Genomic DNA, 20181 nt, shown 5'->3' with positions numbered 1-20181 from the left:
GTACCGTGAACAATTTGTTCTTCTGGCTCATCGTTCTGTCCTTCCTGGTCCCGATGGCGTTGCGCCTGTACCGGAAATCCATGCGCGGCAGGAACCAGAACCAGGGCACGCCCGGCGGGTTCCTGGGGAAGTTCGGTCAAATCCCCGGAGACAACTCCGGCAATGACCCCGGCCAGCAGAACAAGCAGCCCCGGGACGGCTTCACCCAGCGGGACTATTACGGTGGCTTCGGCCAACTGGGTGCCCCGCAACAGCCCATGCCGCCGGCGAATCAGCCGTACCCGGGCGAACAGTTCCCCGGCCAGCCCTACCCCGGACAGCCCCTCTACCCGCAGCAGGGCTATCAGTCCCCCGTCCCCTACGAGGACAGCCCGGAGTACCCGGCCAACCGGCCCCAGCCCGGCCAGCAGCAGCCCGGCCCGCCGGTGCCCCCGCCGCCGTCCGCCCCGCAGGGCTTCCGCGCGCGGAAACTGGCGGAACTGGACCAGCGGTACAGCGACGGTGAACTGACCATGGAGGATTACATGGCCCAGCGGGCGGAGATCATGAAGGGCTAGCCTCAGTCGACCTGCGGGAAGCCGAGGTCGATCACCGAAGTGGACGGGTCCGGCCAGCGGGTGGTGACAACCTTGCCGCGGGTGTAGAAGCGGATGCTCTCCGGGCCATACATGTGCGTGTCGCCGAAGAGCGAGTTCTTCCAGCCGCCGAAGGAGAAGGTACCCACCGGCACCGGGATCGGCACGTTGACGCCCACCATGCCCGCCTCGACGTCGAACTCGAACTGCCGGGCCGCGCCGCCGTCGCGGGTGAAGATCGCCACGCCGTTGCCGAACTCGTTGTCGTTGACGAGCCGGACCGCGTCAGCGTAGGTATCGGCGCGGACCACCGAGAGCACGGGACCGAAGATCTCGTCGTCGTAGACCTTCATGCCCGGCTTGACGTGGTCGATCAGGCTGACGCCGATGAAGAAGCCGTTGGAGTCGAACTCCTGGTCCCGGCCGTCCACCACCACGGTGGCGCCTTCGCTGGCGGCGCCGGCGACGTACGAGGCCACCTTGTCGCGGTGCTCGGCCGTGATGAGCGGACCCATCTGCGAGGCCGGGTCGGTGCCAGGGCCGATCTTCAGCGTCGCCATCCGGGTGGTGATGGCGTCCACGAGTTCGTCGGCGATGTTGCCGACGGCGACGAGCACGCTGACCGCCATGCAGCGCTCCCCCGCGGACCCATAGGCGGCGGAGACGGCGGCGTCGGCGGCCATGTTCAGGTCCGCATCGGGCAGGACCACCATGTGGTTCTTGGCTCCGCCGAGGGCCTGCACGCGCTTGCCGTGGTCGGCGGCGCGCTTGTAGATGGACTGGGCGATCGGCGTCGAGCCGACGAAGCTGATGGCCTTGACGTCCGGGTGCTCCAGGAGCACGTCCACGGCTTCCTTGTCCCCGTGCACCACGTTGAGCACACCGGCCGGCAGGCCGGCTTCGGCAAAGACCTGGGCGATGAAGATGGCGGAGGAGGGGTCCTTTTCACTGGGCTTGAGCAGCACGGTGTTGCCGCAGGCCAGGGCGCTGCCGATCATCCACAACGGCACCATGGCCGGGAAGTTGAACGGCGTGATGCAGGCGACGACGCCGACCGGCTGGCGGACCGAGTGGACGTCGACGCCGCCGGCGACCTGCTCGGAGCGTTCGCCCTTGAGCATGTGGGACAGGCCGGTGGCGAACTCGATGTTCTCCAGGCCGCGGGTGATCTCGCCCTCGGCGTCGGAGAGGACCTTGCCGTGTTCGCTGGTCAGCAGGGCCGCCAGTTCGGGGCGGCGCTGCAGCAGCAGTTCGCGGACCTTGAAGAAGATGTTGGTGCGCTTGGCCAGGCTCGTGGCGCGCCACGCCGGCAGGGCGGCGCGGGCGGCCTGGATGGCCTCCTCGACGCGGGCGGCCGAGGCCAGGGCGACCTCTTTTTCCTGCTCGCCGGTGGCCGGATTGAAGACCGGGCCGAAGCGGTCGGCGTCGGAAATCAGGGCGCCGTTGATGAAGTGCGGAATACGTTCCATGGGGTGGGTCTCTTTCGTGTGGTGCAGGTGGTGAGCGTGCTGGGGAGGCTACTTGGCGGACTCGAGGGAGCCGTCGATGAGTTTGATGATCATCGAGCAGTCCTTGCCGGATTCGCCGGAGTCGATGAGGCGCTGGAACAGCTGCTGGACGTGCTCGCCGATCTCCAGCGGAGTGCCGGTGTCACGGGCGGCGCTGATGGCCAGTCCGATGTCCTTGTTGGCCAGCTCCGTGGTGAAGGTCGGGGCAAAGTCGTTGTTGGATGCGGCGGTCGGCACGACGCCGGCCACCGGGTACCAGGTGCGCAGGGCCCAGCTGTCGCCGGAGGACACGGAGGCGATGTCCCAGAAAACCTGCTTGTCGAGTCCGAGGCGGTCCGCCAGGACGGCACCCTCCGCGGTCGAGGCCAGGTTGATGAAGAGCATGAGGTTGTTGCAGATCTTCGCGGCCTGGCCGGTGGTGGCGCCGCCGGTCGGGATGATGTTCGCCGCCATTGGACGGATGTATTCGGTGGCCTCGGCGACGGCGCCTGCCTCGCCGCCGATCATGAAGGTCAGGGTGGCGGCCTTCGCTCCGCTCATGCCGCCGGATACCGGAGCATCGACGAAGCGGAAGCCTGCGGCAGCCGCGGCGTCGTGCAGCGCCTGGGCCGAGGCGATATCAATCGTGGAGGAGTCCACCAGGAGCGTGCGGGTGTCCGCGTGGGCCAGGACGCCGTCCTCGCCGAGGTACACGGCGCGGGCGTGCTCGCCCTTGGGCAGCATCGTGAAGACGACGTCGGCGCCCTGGACGGCCGCGGCGATGCTGCCGGCAGGCTTGACGCCGCCGGCTTCGGCAGCGGCGAGGGCCTCGGCGTTGAGGTCGAAGCCCCGGACCTCATGCCCGGCCTTCGCCAGATTCACCGACATGGACCCGCCCATGTTCCCCAGTCCGATCCAAGCGATTACTGCCATGGCATAAGCTCCTTTGCTTTGCTGCTGTTGCTTTGCGCAGTGCGCGCCATCCGGCCTCGGCGCCGGATGTTTCCGTGTCCAGCATCACATCCTGTTACAGTGCAATCAAGGCAAAAAACTACAGATGGCATGTGCATGGATGCACATGAGCCAGCGGAGGAGAATTTCGTGGACGCTAGGCGGCTTCCGAGCCCCGATGACCTGCTGATCCTTTTGACCGTCGCACGGCTGGGCCGGTTCAATGCGGTCGCGGAAACCCTGGGCACCACTCACACCACCATCTCCCGGCGCATCCTCGCCCTGGACAAGCAGCTCGGCGGGCGCACCCTGGAGCGGAGCCCGCACGGCTGGGAGCTGACAGAGCTCGGCAGCCAGGCGGTTGCCGCGGCGGAAGCCATCGAGGGGACGCTGGGGGCGCTGTCCAGCACCATCGCCCGGACCGGGGATCTGCTGGCGGGCCTGGTCCGGATCGCGACGCCCGACGGCTTCGGCGCGGCCTTCGTCGCTCCGGCGCTCGTGCGCCTGCAGCAGGACCACCCGCTGCTCAACGTGGAGATGCTCAGCGCCACCCGCAAGGCCAGCCAGAACCGCTCGGGAGTGGACCTTGAAGTGGTGGTGGGGAACCTGGACGTGACCAACGCGCAAACCATTTTCCTGAGCAACTACTTTCTGAGGCTCTACGCCAGCCCGCAGTATGCCAGGGAGCGCGGTCTGCCGCTCACGCTCGACGACGTCCGGCAGCACGGTTTTGTCTCCTACGTTGAGTCTTCGCTCCAGGTCGCGGAACTCGGCCACCGCTCGACCCAGCTCCCGGTGCCGCGCTCCAGTTTCCAGGCCACCAGCATCTTCGCCCAGCTCGAGGCCGTCCGGCGCGGCGCGGGCATCGGGCTGCTGCCGAATTTCCTGGTGGTGGGGAACCCGGACTTCCTGCCGGTCCTGCCCGACGACTTCCAGCGCCAGCTTCCCATCTGGGCGGTGGCTCGCTCGGAGTCGCTGCGCTCCGCCCCTGTGCAGGCCGTGATCGAGGCGGTCCGGATCGAGATCAGCGAACGCCAGGCAGTGCTGGCCGGCTGAGGAGCACGGACGAAATCTGCCGCCAAACACGCAAGAGCCCCTGTCCCCGCGGAGCAGGGACAGGGGCTGTTGCGGTTACTTCTTAGCGGTTACTTCTTGCCTGATATTTTTGCCCGTTATTTCTTTCCGGAGGCCAGCAGGTCCGCGGTGCCCTGGGCATCGGCGGCGTCGACGTCGTGGAGCGAGATACCGCGGGTTTCCTTGAGGAAGAACACCGCGACGGCCGTGATGGCGCAGGCGATCAGCAGGTAGACGGCCACCGGGGTGGAGGACTTGTACTGGCTCAGCAGGGCGGTGGCGATGATCGGAGCCAGCGAGCCGGCCACGATCGAGGTCACCTGGTAGCCGAGCGAGACACCGGAGTAGCGCATCCGGGTCGGGAACATCTCGGCCATCAGCGCCGGCTGCCCGGCGTACATGAGCGAGTGGAACAGCAGGCCGATGGTGATGGCGGCCAGGATGATGAGGTCGTTCTTGGTGTCCATCATCGGGAAGGCGAAGAAGCCCCACGTTGCTCCGAGGAGCGCACCGGCCATGTACACCGGCTTGCGGCCAAGGCTATCGGAGAGCTTGCCGACCAGCGGAATGGCGCAGAAGTGGATGGCGTGAGCGACCAGCAGGAGCAGCAGGATCCGGGACGTGTCGGTCTGGACGATGATCTTCAGGTAGGTGATCGAGAAGGTCACCACGAGGTAGTAGAGGATGTTTTCTGCGAAGCGCAGGCCCATGGCGGTGAAGACGCCGCGGGGGTAGCGGCGGAAGACCTCGGCGACGCCGTAGCCCTTGTTCTCAACGACAACTTCCTTGCGGGCTTCCAGGAAGATCGGGGCGTCCTGGACCTTGGTGCGGATGTAGTAGCCGACGATCACGATCACGGCGGAGAGCCAGAACGCTACGCGCCAGCCCCAGCTGAGGAAGTCGGCCGAGGACAATGTGGAGGACAGGACGAACAGCACACCGGTCGCGAGCAGGTTGCCCATCGGAACGGCGGACTGCGGCCAGGAGGACCAGAACCCGCGGGACTTGCTCGGGCTGTGCTCGGCGACCAGGAGGACGGCGCCGCCCCATTCGCCGCCGACGGCGAAGCCCTGGACGAAGCGCAGGAAGACGAGCAGGGCCGGAGCCCAGTAGCCGATCTGCTGGAACGTCGGCAGGCAGCCCATCGCGAAGGTCGCGACGCCCACCAGGATGATGCTGAGCTGGAGGAGCTGCTTGCGCCCGAACTTGTCGCCGAAGTGGCCGAAGACGATGCCGCCGATGGGGCGGGCCACGAAGCCGACAGCGTACGTCACGAAGGCGGCAATGATGCCGTCCAGCTCCGTGCCGGAATTCGGGAAAAACAGCTTGCCGAAGACGAGGGTGGCGGCGGAGGCATAGAGGAAGAACTCATACCATTCCACGACGGTGCCGGCCATGGACGCCGTCACCACCTTCTTCAGGCCGGACGATTTGACGTCGGGCTCTTCCGGGCGCCTGGCGGCTGCGTTGTGCGTACTCATTTCGACTCCTTTGGTGTCGCCGTCGACACCCTATTGACCAGTGGGAGGAGGACGCCTGTGATTTGTGACACGCGGCATCATTCTCAATGAGTATGGGCGCTCCCGGCCTCCGTCTCAACGGCCATTAGTGCAGAGCGCGTCTGCAAAAACGCACAGGCAGTGGACGTTCGGGTCAAGACGATGCCCGTTTTTAGCGGACGGATCAGCCGAAGAAGTTTTCCCGGAGCTGTCCGCTGAGCTGGCCGATCTCGGTCAGGAAGCCGTCATGACCGATCGGCGCCTGGATCACGTGCACGTCCACGGTTCCGGGCAGGGCGTCCGCGAGGGCGCGGGACTGGGCCGGGAAATAGAGCCGGTCCGAGTCCACGGCTGCCACCAGGAATTCCGCCGTCGACGGCGCCAGGGCCTCCTCGAGCGCCCCGCGGCCGCGGCTGATGTCGTGGCTCATGAGGGCCTCGGTGATGGCGATGTAGCTGTTCGCGTCGAAACGCCGGACGAGTTTGTTGCCCTGGTGGTCCAGGTAGCTTTCCACCTGGTAGCGGCCCCGGCCGGCCAGCGACCCGGCCTGCAGCGGGGCCTCTGATTCCTGGGCATTCCGGCCGAAGCGTCCGTCCAGCTCGGCCGCGGAGCGGTAGGTAATGTGCGCGATGCGCCGCGCCAGGGCAAGGCCGGCCTCGGGTCCCGGGCCGCCGTAGTAGTCCCCGCCGTTGAAGCCGGGATCCTGGCGGATCGCGAGCGTCTGGGCCTGGGCGAAAGCGATCTGTTCGGCGGTGCTGCTGGCCCCGATGGAAATCACGGCGCAGCGCCGGACCCGTTCCGGGAAGGTCACGGCCCACTCCAGGGCTCGGGCGCCGCCGAGAGATCCGCCCAGGACCGCGTACCAGCTCCGGATGCCGAGGGCATCGGCGAGCCGGGCTTCGGCAGCCGTGGTGTCGCGCAGGGTCACCAGCGGGAAGCGGGAGCCCCAGGGCTTTCCGTCCGGAGCGGGCGTGGAGGGCCCAGTGGAGCCGTAGCAGCCGCCCAGGATGTTGATCGAGACCACGAAGTACCGCTCGGTGTCCACGGGGGCGCCGGGGCCGGCGAGCTGTTCCCACCAGCCGGGCTCTTCGCTGGCGCCGCGGGTGACGTGGGTGTCGCCGGTAAGCGCATGCTCGATCAGCACCGCATTGGAGCGGTCCGCGTTGAGCGTCCCCCAGGTTTCATAGGCAAGGGTGACATCGGGCAGCCGGGATCCGGACTCGAGGTCAAGGTCACCGATCGGGACGTATTGCACCGTCCCGTCAGGAACGCCAGGACCTGCCGGCGTTGCTGGGCCGGTGGCTGGCGGGGCGGCGGTGGTGCTTAGGGGTGCACCCTTGCGGGTGACGGCAATCGTCATGTGGGACCTCACTTCGCGCTTGCCCGCCGTCGGCAGACCGGCAGGCCAGGTCTTCACCCGGGGCACCCCGCCGCAAAAGGAGGGTTGCCGGCCAGCAAGCCGGGGCTGTCGCTGGCACTCATGACCTGCCTCGAGTCTACGAAACGGAGCGCCGTTGTGGCGAAGATTGTGACGGCTATGTGACTGCAGGCCGTGGTTTCCGGTGCCCCGGCGCGCGGCCGGGGCACCGGAAACTGGCGGATCAGTCGCCCTTGGCAGCGCGGAAGCCGGCGTCGAGGTCGGCGAGGATGTCGTCGATGTGCTCGAGTCCCACGGAAAGCCGTACCAGGCCCGGATGGACGCCGGCGATGGTCTGCTGTTCCGGCGACAGCTGGCTGTGGGTGGTGGAGGCCGGGTGGATGACCAGCGAGCGCACATCGCCGATGTTCGCCACGTGGGAGTGCAGCTCGAGGGCATCGACGAAGCGCTGGCCGGCCTCCGCTCCCCCGGCGACGATGAACGAGACCACGGCGCCGGTGCCTTTGGGCCCGTACTTGCGGCCGCGCTCATACCAGGGGCTGGACGGCAGCCCCGCGTAGGCGACCGATTCGACGTCGGCCCGGGCTTCGAGCCATTCGGCGACCTTGGTGGCGTTGGCAACGTGGCGTTCCACCCGCAGGCTCAGGGTCTCAATGCCCTGGGCGATGAGGAAGGCGTTGAACGGGGAGACGGCGGAGCCCAGGTCGCGCAGCAGCTGGACGCGCGCTTTGAGGATGTAGGAGAGGTTTGCGCCGAGCGCACCGTCCTTGCCGAGGTCACGTGCGTAGACGATGCCGTTGTAGGTGGGGTCCGGGGTGTTGAATCCCGGGAACCGCTCCGGCTCCGCCCCGAAGTCGAAGTTGCCGGAGTCAACGATGACGCCCGCGATCGCGGCGCCGTGGCCGCCGAGATACTTGGTGGCGGAGTGCACCACGATGTCCGCGCCCCATTCGATCGGGCGGATCAGGTAGGGCGTGGAGAGGGTGTTGTCCACGATCAGCGGCACGCCGGCCTCGTGGGCCACGGCAGAAACTCCCTCGATGTCCAGGACGTCCTGGCGCGGGTTGGAGACTACCTCGCCGAAGAACAGTTTGGTGTTGGGCCGGACCGCATCGCGCCACTGCTCCAGGTTGTCCGGATCCTGCACGAACGTCACGGAGATGCCGAATTTCTTCAGGGTATGCGCCAGCAGGTTGTAGGTTCCGCCGTACAGGCTGGGGCTGGCCACGACGTGGTCGCCGGCCTCCGCGATGTTCAGGATCGCGAAGGTCTCCGCAGCCTGGCCGGAGCTGAGCAGCAGCGCCCCAAGGCCGCCTTCCAGGCTCGCCACCCGCTGCTCCACGGCATCCTGCGTGGGATTGCCGATCCGGGTGTAGATCGGCGCAAGTTCGGCCAGCGCGAAGCGGTTGGCTGCGCTCTCGGCGCTGGGGAACACGAACGACGTCGTCTGGTAGATGGGCAGGGAACGGGCGCCGGTGGCGCTGTCCGGCTGTTGGCCGGCGTGGATCTGGCGGGTTTCAAAGGACCAGGCGTTGGACATTCGGAGCTCCTAGGGACCGGGCACAGGCCGCCCCGGAGGCCATCGGCCCGGGTCGGTTCAGGCGCCGCGCTTGCCGACCGGCGGGCGCCGGACGGCCAGGTCTTCACCCGGGGCACCCCACCGCGAAACGAGGGTTGCCGGCCAGCAAGCCGGGGCTGTCCGCTGGCACTCATGACCTGGGTTCAGTGTAGGAACGGCCCGCGGGCGCTGAACAGCTTTGTGACAAAGATGAAGTCCACGCCCCGGGTCTGGACAGGTCCTCCGCCACCCCGCGACAACGGCCCGCGAGGGGGCAGTACAACGCCGTCAAAGTGACTTCCCCGCCAGTTAGGACACCCTAAGCTGAGAGCCCCATCACAAAGTGCCAAGATGAGGGCATGCGCATGGATCACGTCTCTTACGCCTGTGAACAAGATGGCCTAGCTGCCACCACCGACCGTATTGCGTCTGCCCTCGGCGTTGAAGCCGTGAAGGGTGGAGTACACCCCCGTTTCGGGACCCGAAACATGATTATTCCGCTTGCCGGACATAAGTACCTGGAAGTCGTGGAGGTCCTGAACCACCCCGCCTCGGACAAGGCACCGTTTGGCCAGGCCGTACGTGCCCGTTCCGAAGCAGGCGGCGGCTGGATGGGCTGGTGCGTCGAGGTCGACGACCTGACGCCGTTCGAGCACCGGCTTGGCCGCGCCGCCGTCAACGGCAACCGGAAGTTCCCGGACGGCCGCGAGCTCGTCTGGAAGCAGATCGGCATCCTGGGCCTCATCGCCGATCCCCAGGTGCCGTACATGCTGAAGTGGGAGGGCGATCCGGAGCTGCACCCGTCCAACGCCTACCCGAGCGAGGTCAAGATGACTGCCCTGACCATCGCCGGCTCCGCGGACCGCGTGACGGAATGGCTGGGTGAACCGGTGGAGAAACCGCTGGAAGATGTCGCCGTCAACTGGCTGGCCCCGCACGGCACGCCCGGCATCCTGTCCGTCACGTTCGAGACGTCCTCCGGAGCCGTCACCATCTAAGGCTTCGCTGCCCCAACTCTTCGGCCGCCATCGGCGGGTGCCAATGACGTCACCCTGGATGGCGGCCGAAACCTTTAAGCGTCAGCCCGGGCTACGAGGCTCGGCCCGGGCTTTGCGGCTCAGCCCAGGCCGACGGACTTGCCGAAAAGGCTGAAACCGACGAACGCCACGATGTCCAGCAGAGCATGGGCGATGACGAGCGGCATCACCCGGCGGGTCCGGGTGTAAACCAGGGCGAAAACCACCCCCATCACCGCGTTGCCGATAAACGGGCCGAAGCCCTGGTAGAGGTGGTAGCTGCCGCGGAGCATCGAGCTCGCGAAGATGGCCAGGGGCATGCTCCAGCCGAGCTTGCCCAGCCGGTCCAGCAGGTAGCCCACCACGATCACTTCCTCCACGATCCCGTGCCGCGCCGCGGAAAGGATCAGCACCGGCACCGTCCACCAGTAGGAGTCCAGCGCACTCGGAATGATCGTCGTCGTGATCCCGAGGGCCCGGCCCGCGGCGTACAGGCCCAGGGAGGGGATGCCGATCAGCGCGGCCAGGCCCAGTCCCTGTAGCAGGTCCTTCCCGGGCCGGGCAAAGTCGAAGCCGAGCCTGCCGAAGGCCGAGCCGCCGCTGCTGCCGCCGGACAGGCTGCTGCCGCCGGACAGGCTGCTGTTGCCGGCCAGGCTGCTGTTGCCGGACAGGCTGCTGTTGCCGGCCAGGCTGCTGTTGCCGGACAGGCTGCTGTTGCCGGACAGGCCCGGCAGCCGGTGCTCGGTCAGGAAGTAGATCACCAGGACCACCGGCACCAGGGCAAAGATGATGTCCAGCAGCTGGTACGTCAGGTCGAAGTACTCGCGGCTGCTCTGCGAGCGGTTCAGCGTGGAGGTCCCCTCCGCCAGCGGCGCCTTGGTCATCTTGTCCAGCAGCTGCACCACGGAGTACACGGCCGACTGCCCCAGCGACAGACCCAGGACAATCCAGACCTCGATGCGAAGCCGACGGCGCGAAGGAACCAACATGTTCCTATCTTGCCTGCAGTTGCTGGCAGTTGCCTGCTTCCGGGCGCTTCCCCGGCCGGCGCCCCGAACGGACCTATGCTTGGGAGCTATGAGTGCGCCCGGGAAAATTATCATGATCCGGCACGGCCAGTCCGCCGCCAACGCCGATACCTCGATCTACAACCGGGTGCCGGATTACCGCATTCCGCTGACCGACCTGGGGCTCGAGCAGGCTCGCGCCGCCGGTGAGCAGGTCCGGCGCCTGCTGGCCGGCCGGCAGGTCTGCGTCTATGTTTCCCCCTATCTCCGGGCCTATCAGACGCTGGAGGCGCTCGACCTCGGGCCGCTGACCGAGCGGGTGATCGAGGAACCGCGGCTGCGGGAGCAGGACTGGGCGAACTTCCAGATCGCCGGCGAAATCGAGGACCAGAAGGAGCTCCGGAACGCCTACGGCCACTTTTTCTACCGCTTCCGGGAGGGCGAGTCCGGCTCCGATGTGTACGACAGGATCTCCTCGTTCATGGAGACGCTGCACCGGCACTGGTCCAAGCCGAGCTACGCCCCGAACGCCCTGTTCGTCACACACGGGCTGACGATGCGGCTGTTCTGCATGCGCTGGTTCCATTGGTCCGTGGAGTACTTCGAGTCGCTCAACAACCCGGACAATGCCGAGGTCCGGACCCTGTTGCGCACCGACTACGGCAAGTATGAGCTGGACAAGCCCTTCAGCCAGTGGGTGGACCGGCGCGTGGACGAAACCGTGCTGGATGCTCCGCCGATGTTCTTTTAGGGCCGTGCCGCGAGCCACCCGTGACACGTCGGATCAGCGGGCGCGGACGCCCGCCCGCCAGACCGCGTGGGTGAGCGGGATGCCGGGGCGGTAGGCCAGATGTGTGGCGGACGGCGCGTTGAGCACGTGCAGGTCCGCGCGGTGCCCGACGGCGATCGACCCGACCGCGCGTTCGCCGTCGACGTCATTCCCGGTGTCCCGGCCAAGGGCCAGCGCCCCGCCGAAGGTCGCGGCTCGCACGGCCTCATGCACGCTCAGGTGCATCTGCAGCACGGCCGTGGTGACGCAGAACGCCATCGAACTCGTGTAGGACGTGCCGGGATTGCAATTGGAGGCCAGCGCCAGCTGCACCCCCGCGTCCAGCAGTTCCCGGCCGGGAGCCAGCGGCTGCCGGGTGGATAGGTCGCAGGCCGGCAGGCAGGTTGCCACGGTTCCGCGCTTGCCGCCTGCACCGGCGTCCCAGCCGGCCCAGCTGGCGGCGAGGGCGGCGACGTCGTCGCCGGAAAGGTAGTTCACGTGGTCCACGCTCGCCGCGCCGAATTCCACGGCAAGCTGCACGCCGGGGCCCTCGCCCAGCTGGTTGCCATGGACGCGCAGCCCCAATCCCGCCTCGCGGCACGCCCGGAGCACGCGGCGGGACTGCTCCTCGGTGAAGGCACCCCGTTCGCAGAAGACATCGGCCCAGCGGACGTAGGGGCGGACCGCAGCCAGCATGGGGCCGCAGACCAGATCCGTATACTCCTCGCCATCCATTCCGGCCGGGACGAGATGCGCCCCGAGGTAGGTCACTTCGTCCACCACCGAGGACGCGATGCGTGCGCTGCGGGCCTCGTTCTCCACGTCCAAGCCGTAGCCGGTTTTGGTCTCCAGGTAGGTGGTGCCCTGTGCGACGGCCTCGGCCACCCGTCCCATCGCCAGCCGGGTGAGGTCGAAGTCGCTCGTGCTTCGGGTGGCGCTGGTGGTCACGGCAATGCCGCCGGCGCTGTAGCCCTCCCCCGCCATCCGGGCCTCGAACTCGGCCGTGCGGTCCCCGGCGAAGATCAGGTGCGTGTGCGAATCGACCCAGCCCGGAAGGACGGCACGCCCCCCGGCGTCGACAACGTCGTCGGCGGCCGGCGCGTCCGCCGCGGGGCCGAGCCAGGCGATCCGCTCCCCCTCGACCACCACGGCCGCGTTTTTCAGGACGCGGTGGTCCACGTCCTGGGTCATCAGTTCGGCGATGTTGGTGACGAGGGTGCTCATGGTTCCATTCTTCAGCGGCGGATGGACCAGCGAGTGGCAGACAAGGCGTCGGTTGTCCGGGATGCCGGACCCGCCGCGGTTTCGCTGGCACCCGGGCCGGCCAGTATCAGCTCTGCGGCCAGTTCGGCGATGCCCGAGGAGGTTTGGAACCCGTACCCGCCCTGGCCGGCGAGCCAGAAGAATCCGGGAGCTTCGGCGTCGAACCCCACGACCGGGACTCCGTCAGCCGCTTCCGTCCGCAACCCGGTCCAGGCCTTGCGGACCCCGCGGATGCCGAGGGTGGTGATGCCGTTGAGCCTGGCAATCAGGGCCTCGACGTCGCCCGGGAACGGCTGGGCGTCCTCGGGCCGGCTCGGCACGGACTCCGAGGGTGAGATGAGGACCTGTTCGCCGTCGCGGCGGAAGTAGAAACTCTCATCGGCGGCGGCCACCATGGGACAGCCGGTCGGGAGCGGGTGCCCGACCTCGACGATCGCCGCCGTCCGCCGGTACGGCTGCAGGCCGAGCTTCTCGACCCCGCTGAGCACGGCGAGTTCGTCCGCCCAGGCGCCGGCCGCGTTCACCACGACGGCGGCCTGGAAGCCCTCCTGCCCCGCGCCGAGTTCCCAGCCGGAGCCGAGGCGCTGGGCGGAATGGACCTTGGCTCCGGTGATGATGTCCACGCCGCCGGCCTCGGCGTGCTGACGGTGGTCCTCGAGCAGCAGCGGGGCATTGCAGGCGAAGGAGCCAGTGTCCAGGCCCGCGGCGCTGAAGGACTCCGGCACCAGGACCGGGCAGAGCTCCATCGCCTCGGCATGGGTGATCCGGCGCATGAGGCCGCTGGCTTCCGCCTGGACCGTGGCTTCGTCGCCGATCAGCAGGAAGCTGCGTGGGCTAAGCACCGGTTCGGGCCGGCCGGCGTCCTCGGCGGCGATGAGTTCCAGTGTGCGGACGGTGAGCTCCTGGACCACGGCCGGGCCGTAACTGGGGATCAGCTGCCGCGCCGAGCGCGCCGAGGTGTGGTAGGCCAGGGTCTGCTCGGCTTCGACCAGGGCCACACTGCATCTCCCGGCCAGGGCGGAGGCAAGGGAAAGGCCGGCGATTCCGCCGCCGACAATCACTACATCGTAATGGGCTGACATGGTTACATCCTTGCAGACGTACCGGTCGACGGCGCCGCAGCGCGACGGCCTGAGCTAGGCCGCCACCGCGGCCCGGCTGCGGACGAACGCCTGCACGCAGGTCTCGACGTCTTCGGCGCTGTGCGCGGCGGATAGCTGCACCCGGATCCGGGCGGCGCCCTTGGGCACCACCGGGTAACTGAATGCCGTCACGAAGACTCCGTGCTGCAGCATCTCATCCGCCACCTTGGCGGCCATCACGGCGTCCCCGAACATCACCGGGACAATCGCATGTTCGCCCGGGAGCAGCTCGAAGCCTTCCTCCGCCATCCGGTTCCGGAACAGCCCGGCGTTGGCGAAGAGCTTGCCGCGCAGTTCCGCGGAGTTTTCGACCAGGTCCAGGGCCTGCAGGGTGGCCGCGACGATGGCCGGCGCCAGCGAGTTGGAGAACAGGTACGGCCGGGCCTTCTGCCGGAGCATCGCGACGATCTCGCGGCGGCCGGAGACGTAGCCGCCGGATGCGCCGCCGAGCGCCTTGCCGAAGGTTCCGGTGTAGATGTCCACCCGCTCCGAGACGCCGGCGTGCTCGGGCGTGCCGGCGCCGGTGGAGCCCATGAAGCCCACGGCATGGGAATCGTCCACCATGACCAGGGCGTCGTATTTGTCGGCGAGGTCGCAGATGGCTTCGAGCGGGGCGAGGAAGCCGTCCATGGAGAAGACGCCGTCCGTGACGATGATCTTGCGGCGGGCGGGGTTCTCCTGTGTCGTGGCCTGGATCAGCTTGGCTTCCAGGTCGGCCATGTCCTGGTTGGCGTAGCGGAACCGCTGGGCCTTGCAGAGCCGGATGCCGTCGATGATCGAGGCGTGGTTCAGCGCGTCGGAAATCACGGCGTCTTCCGGGCCGAAGAGGGACTCGAACACGCCGCCGTTGGCATCAAAGCAGCTGGAGAACAGGATGGTGTCCTCCGTGCCGAGGAACTTCGAAACCCGCTCCTCCAAGGCCAGGTGCAGGTCCTGGGTGCCGCAGATGAAGCGCACGCTGGCCATCCCGAAGCCGCGGTCGTCCATCGCAGCCTTGGCGGCGGCGATGATCTCCGGGTGGTCTGCAAGGCCCAGATAGTTGTTGGCGCAGAAGTTGAGGACCTCCGCGCTGGCATCGCCGATCTGCCCGGCCTTGATGCGGTTGGCCTGCGGGGAATCAATGTGCCGCTCGGTCTTGAACAAGCCGGCGCTGCGGATCTCGTCCAGTTCGTGCTGCAGCTGGTCCTTGATGGCTGAATACATGGGTTGTGCTCCTCAGCTGGGGTGAATTCCTGGTTCGGGGGCGGAAAGTCGTGCGAACGCGGGCTCGGAAAGGGAGGGCCTAGAAGCCGGTCCAGTCCAGGACCACTTTGCCGCCCACGCCGGCGCGGGCGATCTCGAAGCCCTTCTCCCAGTCCGCGGCGGGCAGGGTATCCGTGACGACGGCGGAAATGTTGGCGTGCAGCACCGGGTTGGAGGACAGCATGGCGCTCATGGCGTACCAGGTCTCGAACATTTCGCGGCCGTAAATGCCCTTCAGGGTCAGCATGTGCGTGACCACCTTTCCCCAGTCGATGTCGATCGACTGGGTGGGCAGTCCCAGCATCGCGATCCGGCCGCCGTGGTTCATGTTGTCGATCATCTCAGGCAGCGCCGTCGGGTGTCCGGACATTTCCATGCCGATGTCGAACCCCTCGCGCATGCCGAGTTCGCGCTGGGCGTCCTTCACGCGCATCCGGGAGACGTCGATCGCGAGGTCGACGCCGAGCGTGCGGGCCAGTTCCAGCCGCGGGGCGGAGACATCGGTGATGGCGATTTTCCGGGCCCCGGCGTGGCGGGCAACGGCGATGGCCATCAACCCGATGGGCCCGGCGCCGGTGATCAGCACGTCCTCGCCCACGAGCGGAAAGCTGAGAGCGGTGTGGACGGCGTTGCCGAACGGATCGAAGATGGCGCCCAGTTCCGGCGTCACGGACGGGTCCTGATGCACCCAGACGTTGGTTTCGGGGATCACGACGTACTCGGCGAAGGCGCCGTCGCGCTGGACCCCTACGCTGACGGTATGGATGCACATCTGCTTGCGGCCGGCACGGCAGTTGCGGCAGATCCCGCAGACGATGTGGCCTTCGCCGGAAACCCGGTCGCCGACCTTGACGTCGAGGACGTCCTCGCCGGTCTCCACGACCTCGCCGTAGAACTCGTGGCCGGCAATCAGCGGAGCGTTGATGATGCCCTGCGCCCAGGCATCCCAGGACTGGATGTGCAGGTCGGTGCCGCAGATCCCTGTGGTCATCACGCGGATTTTGACATCGGCCGGGCCGGTTTCCGGCTCCGGCCGGTCCACCAGTTCGAATCCTGCGTGGGCGCCGGCCTTGTAGAGAGCCTTCATGGCGTTCCTAACTGTGCTTTGTTTCGCTGTCCGGCGACGGTGGCCGCGGGCAGCAGGTGGGACAACTCACTTCATTAGAGCCCTTGCAAAGCATTAGCACAACCGGGTTTTTCTCAATCGACGATTAAGCGTTTCCTTGCGAATAGACTGGGCGCATGGAAATCCACCAGCTCGAGATGCTCCGCGAACTCGGGGCCCTGGGCAGCGTCAAGGCAGTCGCCGAGACCTTACTCGTGACGCCGTCGGCAGTGTCCCAGCAGTTGACCGCCCTGCAAAAGTCCGTCGACGTTCCGCTGACCCGCAAGGAGGGCCGCAACCTGGTCCTGACCGAGGCCGGCCAGGTGCTCGCCGACGCCGGAGCCGCCGTCGTCAGCGCCATGGCGGACGCCCGGACGGCCATCGGCGCCTACCACGGCTCGCCCGTAGCCCCGGTAACCCTCTGCGGTTTCCACAGTGCCGGGCAGGCGTTGTTCGCCCCCCTGGCCCGGTTGCTGGCCGCCCCGGACCAGCCGCGGATCCTGCTTACCGACGAGGACGTGGCCCAGCAGGACTTCCCGGCGCTGACGGCCCGCTACGACCTGGTCCTGGCGCACCGGATGGACCACAGCCCGCGCTGGCCCGAAGAGCGCGTCGCGGTGATCCCGCTGGCGCACGAGCCGCTGGATGTGGCGTTGTCGGCCGGGCACCGGCTGGCCGGCCAGCAGGCGGTCACCGCGGACGACGTCGTCGGCGAACCCTGGGTGACCAGCCACGCAGGCTACTCCCCGGCGGACGTACTCTCCGCCGTCGCCGCCGTGTCCAGCCGTGAACTGAACATCGTCCACCGGATCAACGACTACTCCACAGTGGCCATGCTGGTGGCGACGGGGAATGTGATCGGGCTGCTGCCGCGGCATACCGCGCGGCCGGTGCTGAACCCGGAGATCGTGCTGCGCCCGCTCGAGGGCATCAGCACCCGGCGCCGGATCGACATCCTGGCGAGGCCGGAGAACCTTAAAACGCAGATCGGTCATGATGGTCTGCGGAGCACTGCAGTCCATCATGACCGATTTGGTGGGCGGCTAGGGGTTAGCCTTCGACGCCGAGGCGTTCCAGGATCAGTTCCTTGACCCGGCCGGCGTCGGCCTGGCCGCGGGTGGCCTTCATGACGGCGCCGACGATCGCGCCGATCGCCTGGACCTTGCCGCCGCGGATCTTGTCCGCGACGCCGGGCTGCGCGGCGAGGGCCGCGTCGATGGCTTCCAGGAGGGGGCCGTCGTCGGAGACCACGGCGAGGCCGCGCTTTTCGACGATTTCCGCCGGAGTGCCTTCGCCGGCGAGCACGCCGTCGAGGACCTCGGTGGCCATCTTGTTGTTGATCTTGCCGTCCTCGACCATCCGGTTCAGTTCCACGATGGTGGCCGGTGTGACGCCAAGCTGGCCGGGATCGACGTCGGCGTTCTTGGCGCGTCCGACGATCTCGCCCATCCACCATTTGCGGGCCACCGTGGCGGTGGCGCCGGCAGCGATGGTTTCCTCGATCTCGTCCATGACGCCGGCGTTGACGACGTCGCGGAACTCGAGGTCGGCGTAGCCCCAGTCGGCCTGCAGGCGCTTGCGGCGGGCGGCCGGGGGCTCGGGCAGGGTGGCCCGGAGTTCCTCGACCCACTCGCGGGACGCGGTGATCGGCACCAGGTCCGGCTCGGGGAAGTAGCGGTAGTCGTCGGCGTCGGACTTGGCCCGGCCCGACGTCGTGGTCCGCGTGTCCTCGTGCCAGTGGCGGGTCTCCTGGATGACCGGCTCGCCCGAGTCCAGCACGGCGGCGTGCCGCTGGATCTCGTAGCGGACGGCGTGTTCGACGGCGCGCAGCGAGTTGACGTTCTTGGTCTCGGAGCGGATGCCGAAGCGTTCGCGGCCGTGCGGGCGGAGCGAGACGTTGGCGTCGCAGCGGACGTTGCCCCGTTCCATCCGCGCGTCCGAGACGCCGAGGTTCTTCACGATTTCGCGGACTGCCGCCACGTAGGCCTTGGCGAGTTCGGGAGCGCGGCTGCCCGCGCCCTGGATGGGCTTGGTGACGATCTCGACCAGCGGCACACCGGAGCGGTTGTAGTCCACCAGGGAGTAGTCCGCGCCCTGGATGCGGCCGGTGGCGCCCCCCATGTGGGTCAGCTTGCCGGCGTCCTCCTCCATGTGGGCGCGCTCGATCTCCACGCGGAAGATCGTGCCGTCGGAGAGCTCGATGTCCAGGTAGCCGTCGTACGCGATGGGTTCGTCGTACTGGGAGGTCTGGAAGTTCTTCGGTGTGTCCGGGTAGAAGTAGTTCTTCCGGGCGAAGCGGCACCTCTCGGCGATCTTGCAGTTCAGCGCCAGGCCGATCTTGATTGAGGACTCGATCGCGGTCTTGTTCACCACAGGCAGCACGCCGGGCATGCCGAGGTCCACCTCGTTGACGTTGGTGTTGGGCTCGTCGCCGAAGACGTTGGGCGCGGAGGAGAACATCTTGGTCTTGGTGTTGAGCTCCACGTGGACCTCAAAGCCCAGGACGGGATCGTACTTCTCCATCGCCTCTTCGAAGCTAAGGGTTGCGTCAGTCATTAGTGGGAACCTCCGTGGCTTGCGACGGCGTCATCGGTGAGAGCGGGGGCACGGTCCAGCAGCGGCCCGCCCCACTGCGCCTCGAGCAGGGACTCAAGCACGGCGCCGACGCGGTAGAGCCGGGCGTCCTGGCGGGCCGGGGCCAGCAGCTGGATGCCAACCGGCAACCCGTCCTCATCGGCCAGGCCACCGGGCAGGGAGAGCCCGGGAACACCTGCCATGTTGGCGGGGATGGTCGCGACGTCGTTGAGGTACATGGCCAGCGGGTCGTTGAGCTTCTCGCCGAGCTTGAAGGCCGTGGTGGGGGCCGTCGGGGAGATCAGGACGTCCGCCTTGGCGAAGGCGGCGGCGAAGTCGCGCTGGATCAGCGTGCGCACCTTCTGGGCCGAGCCGTAGTAGGCGTCGTAGTAGCCGGCGCTCAGGGCGTAGGTGCCCAGGATGATGCGGCGCTTGACCTCGTCGCCGAAGCCGGCGGCCCGGGTCGCTCCCATCACACGCTCGATGGTCATCGGACCGTCCGCGGGCAGGACCCGCAGGCCGTACCGGACGCCGTCGAACTTGGCGAGGTTGGAGGACGCCTCGGAGGGCATGACGAGGTAGTAGGCGCCCAGCGCGTACTTGAAGTTGGGGCAGGAGACCTCGACGATCTCGGCGCCCGCGGCCTTGAGCAGCTCGAGGGACTCATTGAAGCGGTTCTCGACGCCGGCCTGGTAGCCCTCGCCGTGGAGCTCCTTGATGATGCCGATCTTCATGCCGTCAACGTTGCCGGTCCGGGCGGCGGCCACGAGGTCCTCCAGCGGGTCCGGCAGCGAGGTGGAATCGTGCGGATCGTGTCCGCCGATGACCTGGTGCAGCAGGGCCGAGTCGAGCACCGTGCGGGAGACCGGGCCGATCTGGTCCAGCGAGGAGGCCATGGCGATCGCGCCGTAGCGGGAGACGCCGCCGTAGGTGGGCTTGACGCCGACGGTGCCGGTAACGGCGCCGGGCTGGCGGATGGAACCGCCGGTGTCCGTGCCGAGGGCCAGCGGCGCCTCGAAGGCAGCCACGGCGGCCGCGGAGCCGCCGCCTGAGCCGCCGGGGATGCGGTCAAGGTCCCAGGGGTTGTGGGTGGGGCCGTAGGCGGAGTGCTCGGTGGAGGAGCCCATCGCGAATTCGTCCAGGTTGGTTTTGCCCAGGATCGGCATCTTCGCGGCGCGCAGGCGCTTGACCACGGTGGCGTCGTAGGGGCTGTGCCAGCCCTCGAGGATTTTCGAGCCGGCCGTGGTGGGCTGGCCGACGGTCACGATGAGGTCCTTGACCGCGATCGGCACGCCGGCGAGGGCGTGCAGTTCGTCGGCGGCGGCGCCGCCGGCTGCGCGGATGGCGTCCACCTCGGCGGCGACGGCGAGCGCCTCGTCGGTGTTGACGTGCAGGAAGGCGTGGACCTTGCCGTCGACGGCGGCGATCCGGTCCAGGTGCGCCTGGGTGACCTCGACGGCGGAGACCTCGCGCGCGGCGAGCTTCTCGGCCAGCTGCGCGGCGGAATTACGGATCAGGTCGGAGTTCGTTTCAGTCATGTT

16 protein-coding genes, 1 pseudogene and 2 riboswitches are annotated in these 20181 nt (G+C 67.8%); of the genes and pseudogenes, 5 read left to right on the top strand and 12 right to left on the bottom strand.

Annotated elements, in window-relative coordinates; all coding sequences use genetic code 11:
- Nucleotides 1-5: 5 nt before the first annotated feature.
- The gene (locus tag OM977_RS06225) at nt 6-557 is read left to right on the top strand and encodes an SHOCT domain-containing protein (RefSeq protein ID WP_264356639.1); all 552 of its coding nucleotides are present in this window, start codon (nt 6-8) and stop codon (nt 555-557) included.
- A 2-nt stretch (nt 558-559) separates the two neighbouring features.
- Here the strand turns inward: OM977_RS06225 and OM977_RS06220 are convergent, their stop codons facing one another.
- Together OM977_RS06220 and mmsB are read right to left on the bottom strand one after the other, a co-directional pair.
- Nucleotides 560-2044 (bottom strand): CoA-acylating methylmalonate-semialdehyde dehydrogenase, encoded by a 1485-nt coding sequence (locus OM977_RS06220; protein ID WP_264356638.1) that lies wholly within the window; start codon nt 2042-2044, stop codon nt 560-562.
- A gap of 48 nt (nt 2045-2092) precedes the next feature.
- A complete protein-coding gene (gene mmsB / locus OM977_RS06215) occupies nt 2093-2995 on the bottom strand; it encodes a 3-hydroxyisobutyrate dehydrogenase (RefSeq protein WP_264356637.1) in 903 nt (300 codons plus the stop codon).
- A gap of 135 nt (nt 2996-3130) precedes the next feature.
- Here mmsB and OM977_RS06210 point away from each other — a divergent pair, with 135 nt between their 5' ends.
- A complete protein-coding gene (locus tag OM977_RS06210; RefSeq protein ID WP_442960723.1) occupies nt 3131-4069 on the top strand; it encodes a LysR family transcriptional regulator in 939 nt (312 codons plus the stop codon).
- 116 nt (nt 4070-4185) lie between these two features.
- On the opposite strand, the gene OM977_RS06205 is transcribed toward OM977_RS06210, so the two are convergent.
- The 3 genes from OM977_RS06205 to OM977_RS06195 form a co-directional block, all read right to left on the bottom strand.
- The gene (locus OM977_RS06205; protein ID WP_264356635.1) at nt 4186-5568 is read right to left on the bottom strand and encodes an MFS transporter; all 1383 of its coding nucleotides are present in this window, start codon (nt 5566-5568) and stop codon (nt 4186-4188) included.
- Nucleotides 5569-5770: 202 nt separating this feature from the next.
- The gene (gene metX, locus OM977_RS06200; protein WP_264356634.1) at nt 5771-6946 is read right to left on the bottom strand and encodes a homoserine O-acetyltransferase MetX; all 1176 of its coding nucleotides are present in this window, start codon (nt 6944-6946) and stop codon (nt 5771-5773) included.
- A gap of 10 nt (nt 6947-6956) precedes the next feature.
- A riboswitch (SAM riboswitch) is annotated at nt 6957-7072 on the bottom strand.
- A 115-nt stretch (nt 7073-7187) separates the two neighbouring features.
- Nucleotides 7188-8504 (bottom strand): bifunctional o-acetylhomoserine/o-acetylserine sulfhydrylase, encoded by a 1317-nt coding sequence (locus tag OM977_RS06195; RefSeq protein WP_264356633.1) that lies wholly within the window; start codon nt 8502-8504, stop codon nt 7188-7190.
- 61 nt (nt 8505-8565) lie between these two features.
- A riboswitch (SAM riboswitch) is annotated at nt 8566-8681 on the bottom strand.
- 200 nt (nt 8682-8881) lie between these two features.
- Between OM977_RS06195 and OM977_RS06190 the strand changes: the two genes are divergently transcribed.
- Complete coding sequence (locus OM977_RS06190; protein ID WP_264356632.1) at nt 8882-9520, top strand: VOC family protein; 639 nt, start codon at nt 8882-8884, stop codon at nt 9518-9520.
- Between the two features lie 119 nt (nt 9521-9639).
- Here OM977_RS06190 and OM977_RS06185 read toward each other — a convergent pair whose 3' ends face one another.
- Nucleotides 9640-10527: a CPBP family intramembrane glutamic endopeptidase gene (locus tag OM977_RS06185; protein ID WP_264356631.1), complete on the bottom strand. Its 888-nt coding sequence runs from the start codon at nt 10525-10527 to the stop codon at nt 9640-9642.
- Nucleotides 10528-10639: 112 nt separating this feature from the next.
- On the opposite strand from OM977_RS06185, the gene OM977_RS06180 reads away from it, so the two are divergent.
- Nucleotides 10640-11296 (top strand): histidine phosphatase family protein, encoded by a 657-nt coding sequence (locus OM977_RS06180; protein WP_264356630.1) that lies wholly within the window; start codon nt 10640-10642, stop codon nt 11294-11296.
- Nucleotides 11297-11329: 33 nt separating this feature from the next.
- Here the strand turns inward: OM977_RS06180 and hutI are convergent, their stop codons facing one another.
- The 4 genes from hutI to tdh all read right to left on the bottom strand — a co-directional run bounded on the left by hutI (nt 11330) and on the right by tdh (nt 16048).
- Nucleotides 11330-12538: an imidazolonepropionase gene (hutI, locus tag OM977_RS06175; RefSeq protein ID WP_264356629.1), complete on the bottom strand. Its 1209-nt coding sequence runs from the start codon at nt 12536-12538 to the stop codon at nt 11330-11332.
- An 11-nt stretch (nt 12539-12549) separates the two neighbouring features.
- Entirely contained in the window at nt 12550-13659 is a 1110-nt protein-coding gene (locus OM977_RS06170) for an NAD(P)/FAD-dependent oxidoreductase (RefSeq protein WP_264356628.1), read from the bottom strand.
- Between the two features lie 54 nt (nt 13660-13713).
- Complete coding sequence (locus OM977_RS06165; protein WP_264356627.1) at nt 13714-14922, bottom strand: glycine C-acetyltransferase; 1209 nt, start codon at nt 14920-14922, stop codon at nt 13714-13716.
- Between the two features lie 79 nt (nt 14923-15001).
- On the bottom strand, nt 15002-16048 hold the full coding sequence (gene tdh, locus OM977_RS06160; protein WP_264356626.1) for an L-threonine 3-dehydrogenase: 1047 nt from the start codon (nt 16046-16048) through the stop codon (nt 15002-15004).
- A gap of 155 nt (nt 16049-16203) precedes the next feature.
- On the opposite strand from tdh, the pseudogene OM977_RS06155 reads away from it, so the two are divergent.
- A pseudogene (locus OM977_RS06155) lies at nt 16204-17113 on the top strand (LysR family transcriptional regulator).
- A gap of 3 nt (nt 17114-17116) precedes the next feature.
- Here the strand turns inward: OM977_RS06155 and gatB are convergent.
- Both gatB and gatA read right to left on the bottom strand, forming a co-directional pair.
- A complete protein-coding gene (gene gatB, locus OM977_RS06150; RefSeq protein WP_264356625.1) occupies nt 17117-18622 on the bottom strand; it encodes an Asp-tRNA(Asn)/Glu-tRNA(Gln) amidotransferase subunit GatB in 1506 nt (501 codons plus the stop codon).
- On the bottom strand, nt 18622-20178 hold the full coding sequence (gene gatA, locus OM977_RS06145) for an Asp-tRNA(Asn)/Glu-tRNA(Gln) amidotransferase subunit GatA (protein ID WP_264356624.1): 1557 nt from the start codon (nt 20176-20178) through the stop codon (nt 18622-18624). Before gatA ends, gatB begins: the two co-directional genes overlap by 1 nt.
- Nucleotides 20179-20181: the final 3 nt, after the last annotated feature.

The sequence above is a fragment of the Pseudarthrobacter sp. MM222 genome (assembly GCF_947090775.1).
Lineage (GTDB): Bacteria > Actinomycetota > Actinomycetes > Actinomycetales > Micrococcaceae > Arthrobacter.
This window is presented reverse-complemented; position numbering and strand designations above follow the sequence as displayed.

Coding starts and splice junctions, on each gene's coding strand:
- OM977_RS06220 (WP_264356638.1), bottom strand. CDS start 2,044: ATGGAACGTATTCCGCACTTCATCAACGGCGCCCTGATTTCCGACGCC.
- mmsB (WP_264356637.1), bottom strand. CDS start 2,995: ATGGCAGTAATCGCTTGGATCGGACTGGGGAACATGGGCGGGTCCATG.
- OM977_RS06210 (WP_442960723.1), top strand. CDS start 3,131: ATGGATGCACATGAGCCAGCGGAGGAGAATTTCGTGGACGCTAGGCGG.
- OM977_RS06205 (WP_264356635.1), bottom strand. CDS start 5,568: ATGAGTACGCACAACGCAGCCGCCAGGCGCCCGGAAGAGCCCGACGTC.
- metX (WP_264356634.1), bottom strand. CDS start 6,946: ATGACGATTGCCGTCACCCGCAAGGGTGCACCCCTAAGCACCACCGCC.
- OM977_RS06195 (WP_264356633.1), bottom strand. CDS start 8,504: ATGTCCAACGCCTGGTCCTTTGAAACCCGCCAGATCCACGCCGGCCAA.
- OM977_RS06190 (WP_264356632.1), top strand. CDS start 8,882: ATGCGCATGGATCACGTCTCTTACGCCTGTGAACAAGATGGCCTAGCT.
- OM977_RS06185 (WP_264356631.1), bottom strand. CDS start 10,527: ATGTTGGTTCCTTCGCGCCGTCGGCTTCGCATCGAGGTCTGGATTGTC.
- OM977_RS06180 (WP_264356630.1), top strand. CDS start 10,640: ATGATCCGGCACGGCCAGTCCGCCGCCAACGCCGATACCTCGATCTAC.
- hutI (WP_264356629.1), bottom strand. CDS start 12,538: ATGAGCACCCTCGTCACCAACATCGCCGAACTGATGACCCAGGACGTG.
- OM977_RS06170 (WP_264356628.1), bottom strand. CDS start 13,659: ATGTCAGCCCATTACGATGTAGTGATTGTCGGCGGCGGAATCGCCGGC.
- OM977_RS06165 (WP_264356627.1), bottom strand. CDS start 14,922: ATGTATTCAGCCATCAAGGACCAGCTGCAGCACGAACTGGACGAGATC.
- tdh (WP_264356626.1), bottom strand. CDS start 16,048: ATGAAGGCTCTCTACAAGGCCGGCGCCCACGCAGGATTCGAACTGGTG.
- gatB (WP_264356625.1), bottom strand. CDS start 18,622: ATGACTGACGCAACCCTTAGCTTCGAAGAGGCGATGGAGAAGTACGAT.
- gatA (WP_264356624.1), bottom strand. CDS start 20,178: ATGACTGAAACGAACTCCGACCTGATCCGTAATTCCGCCGCGCAGCTG.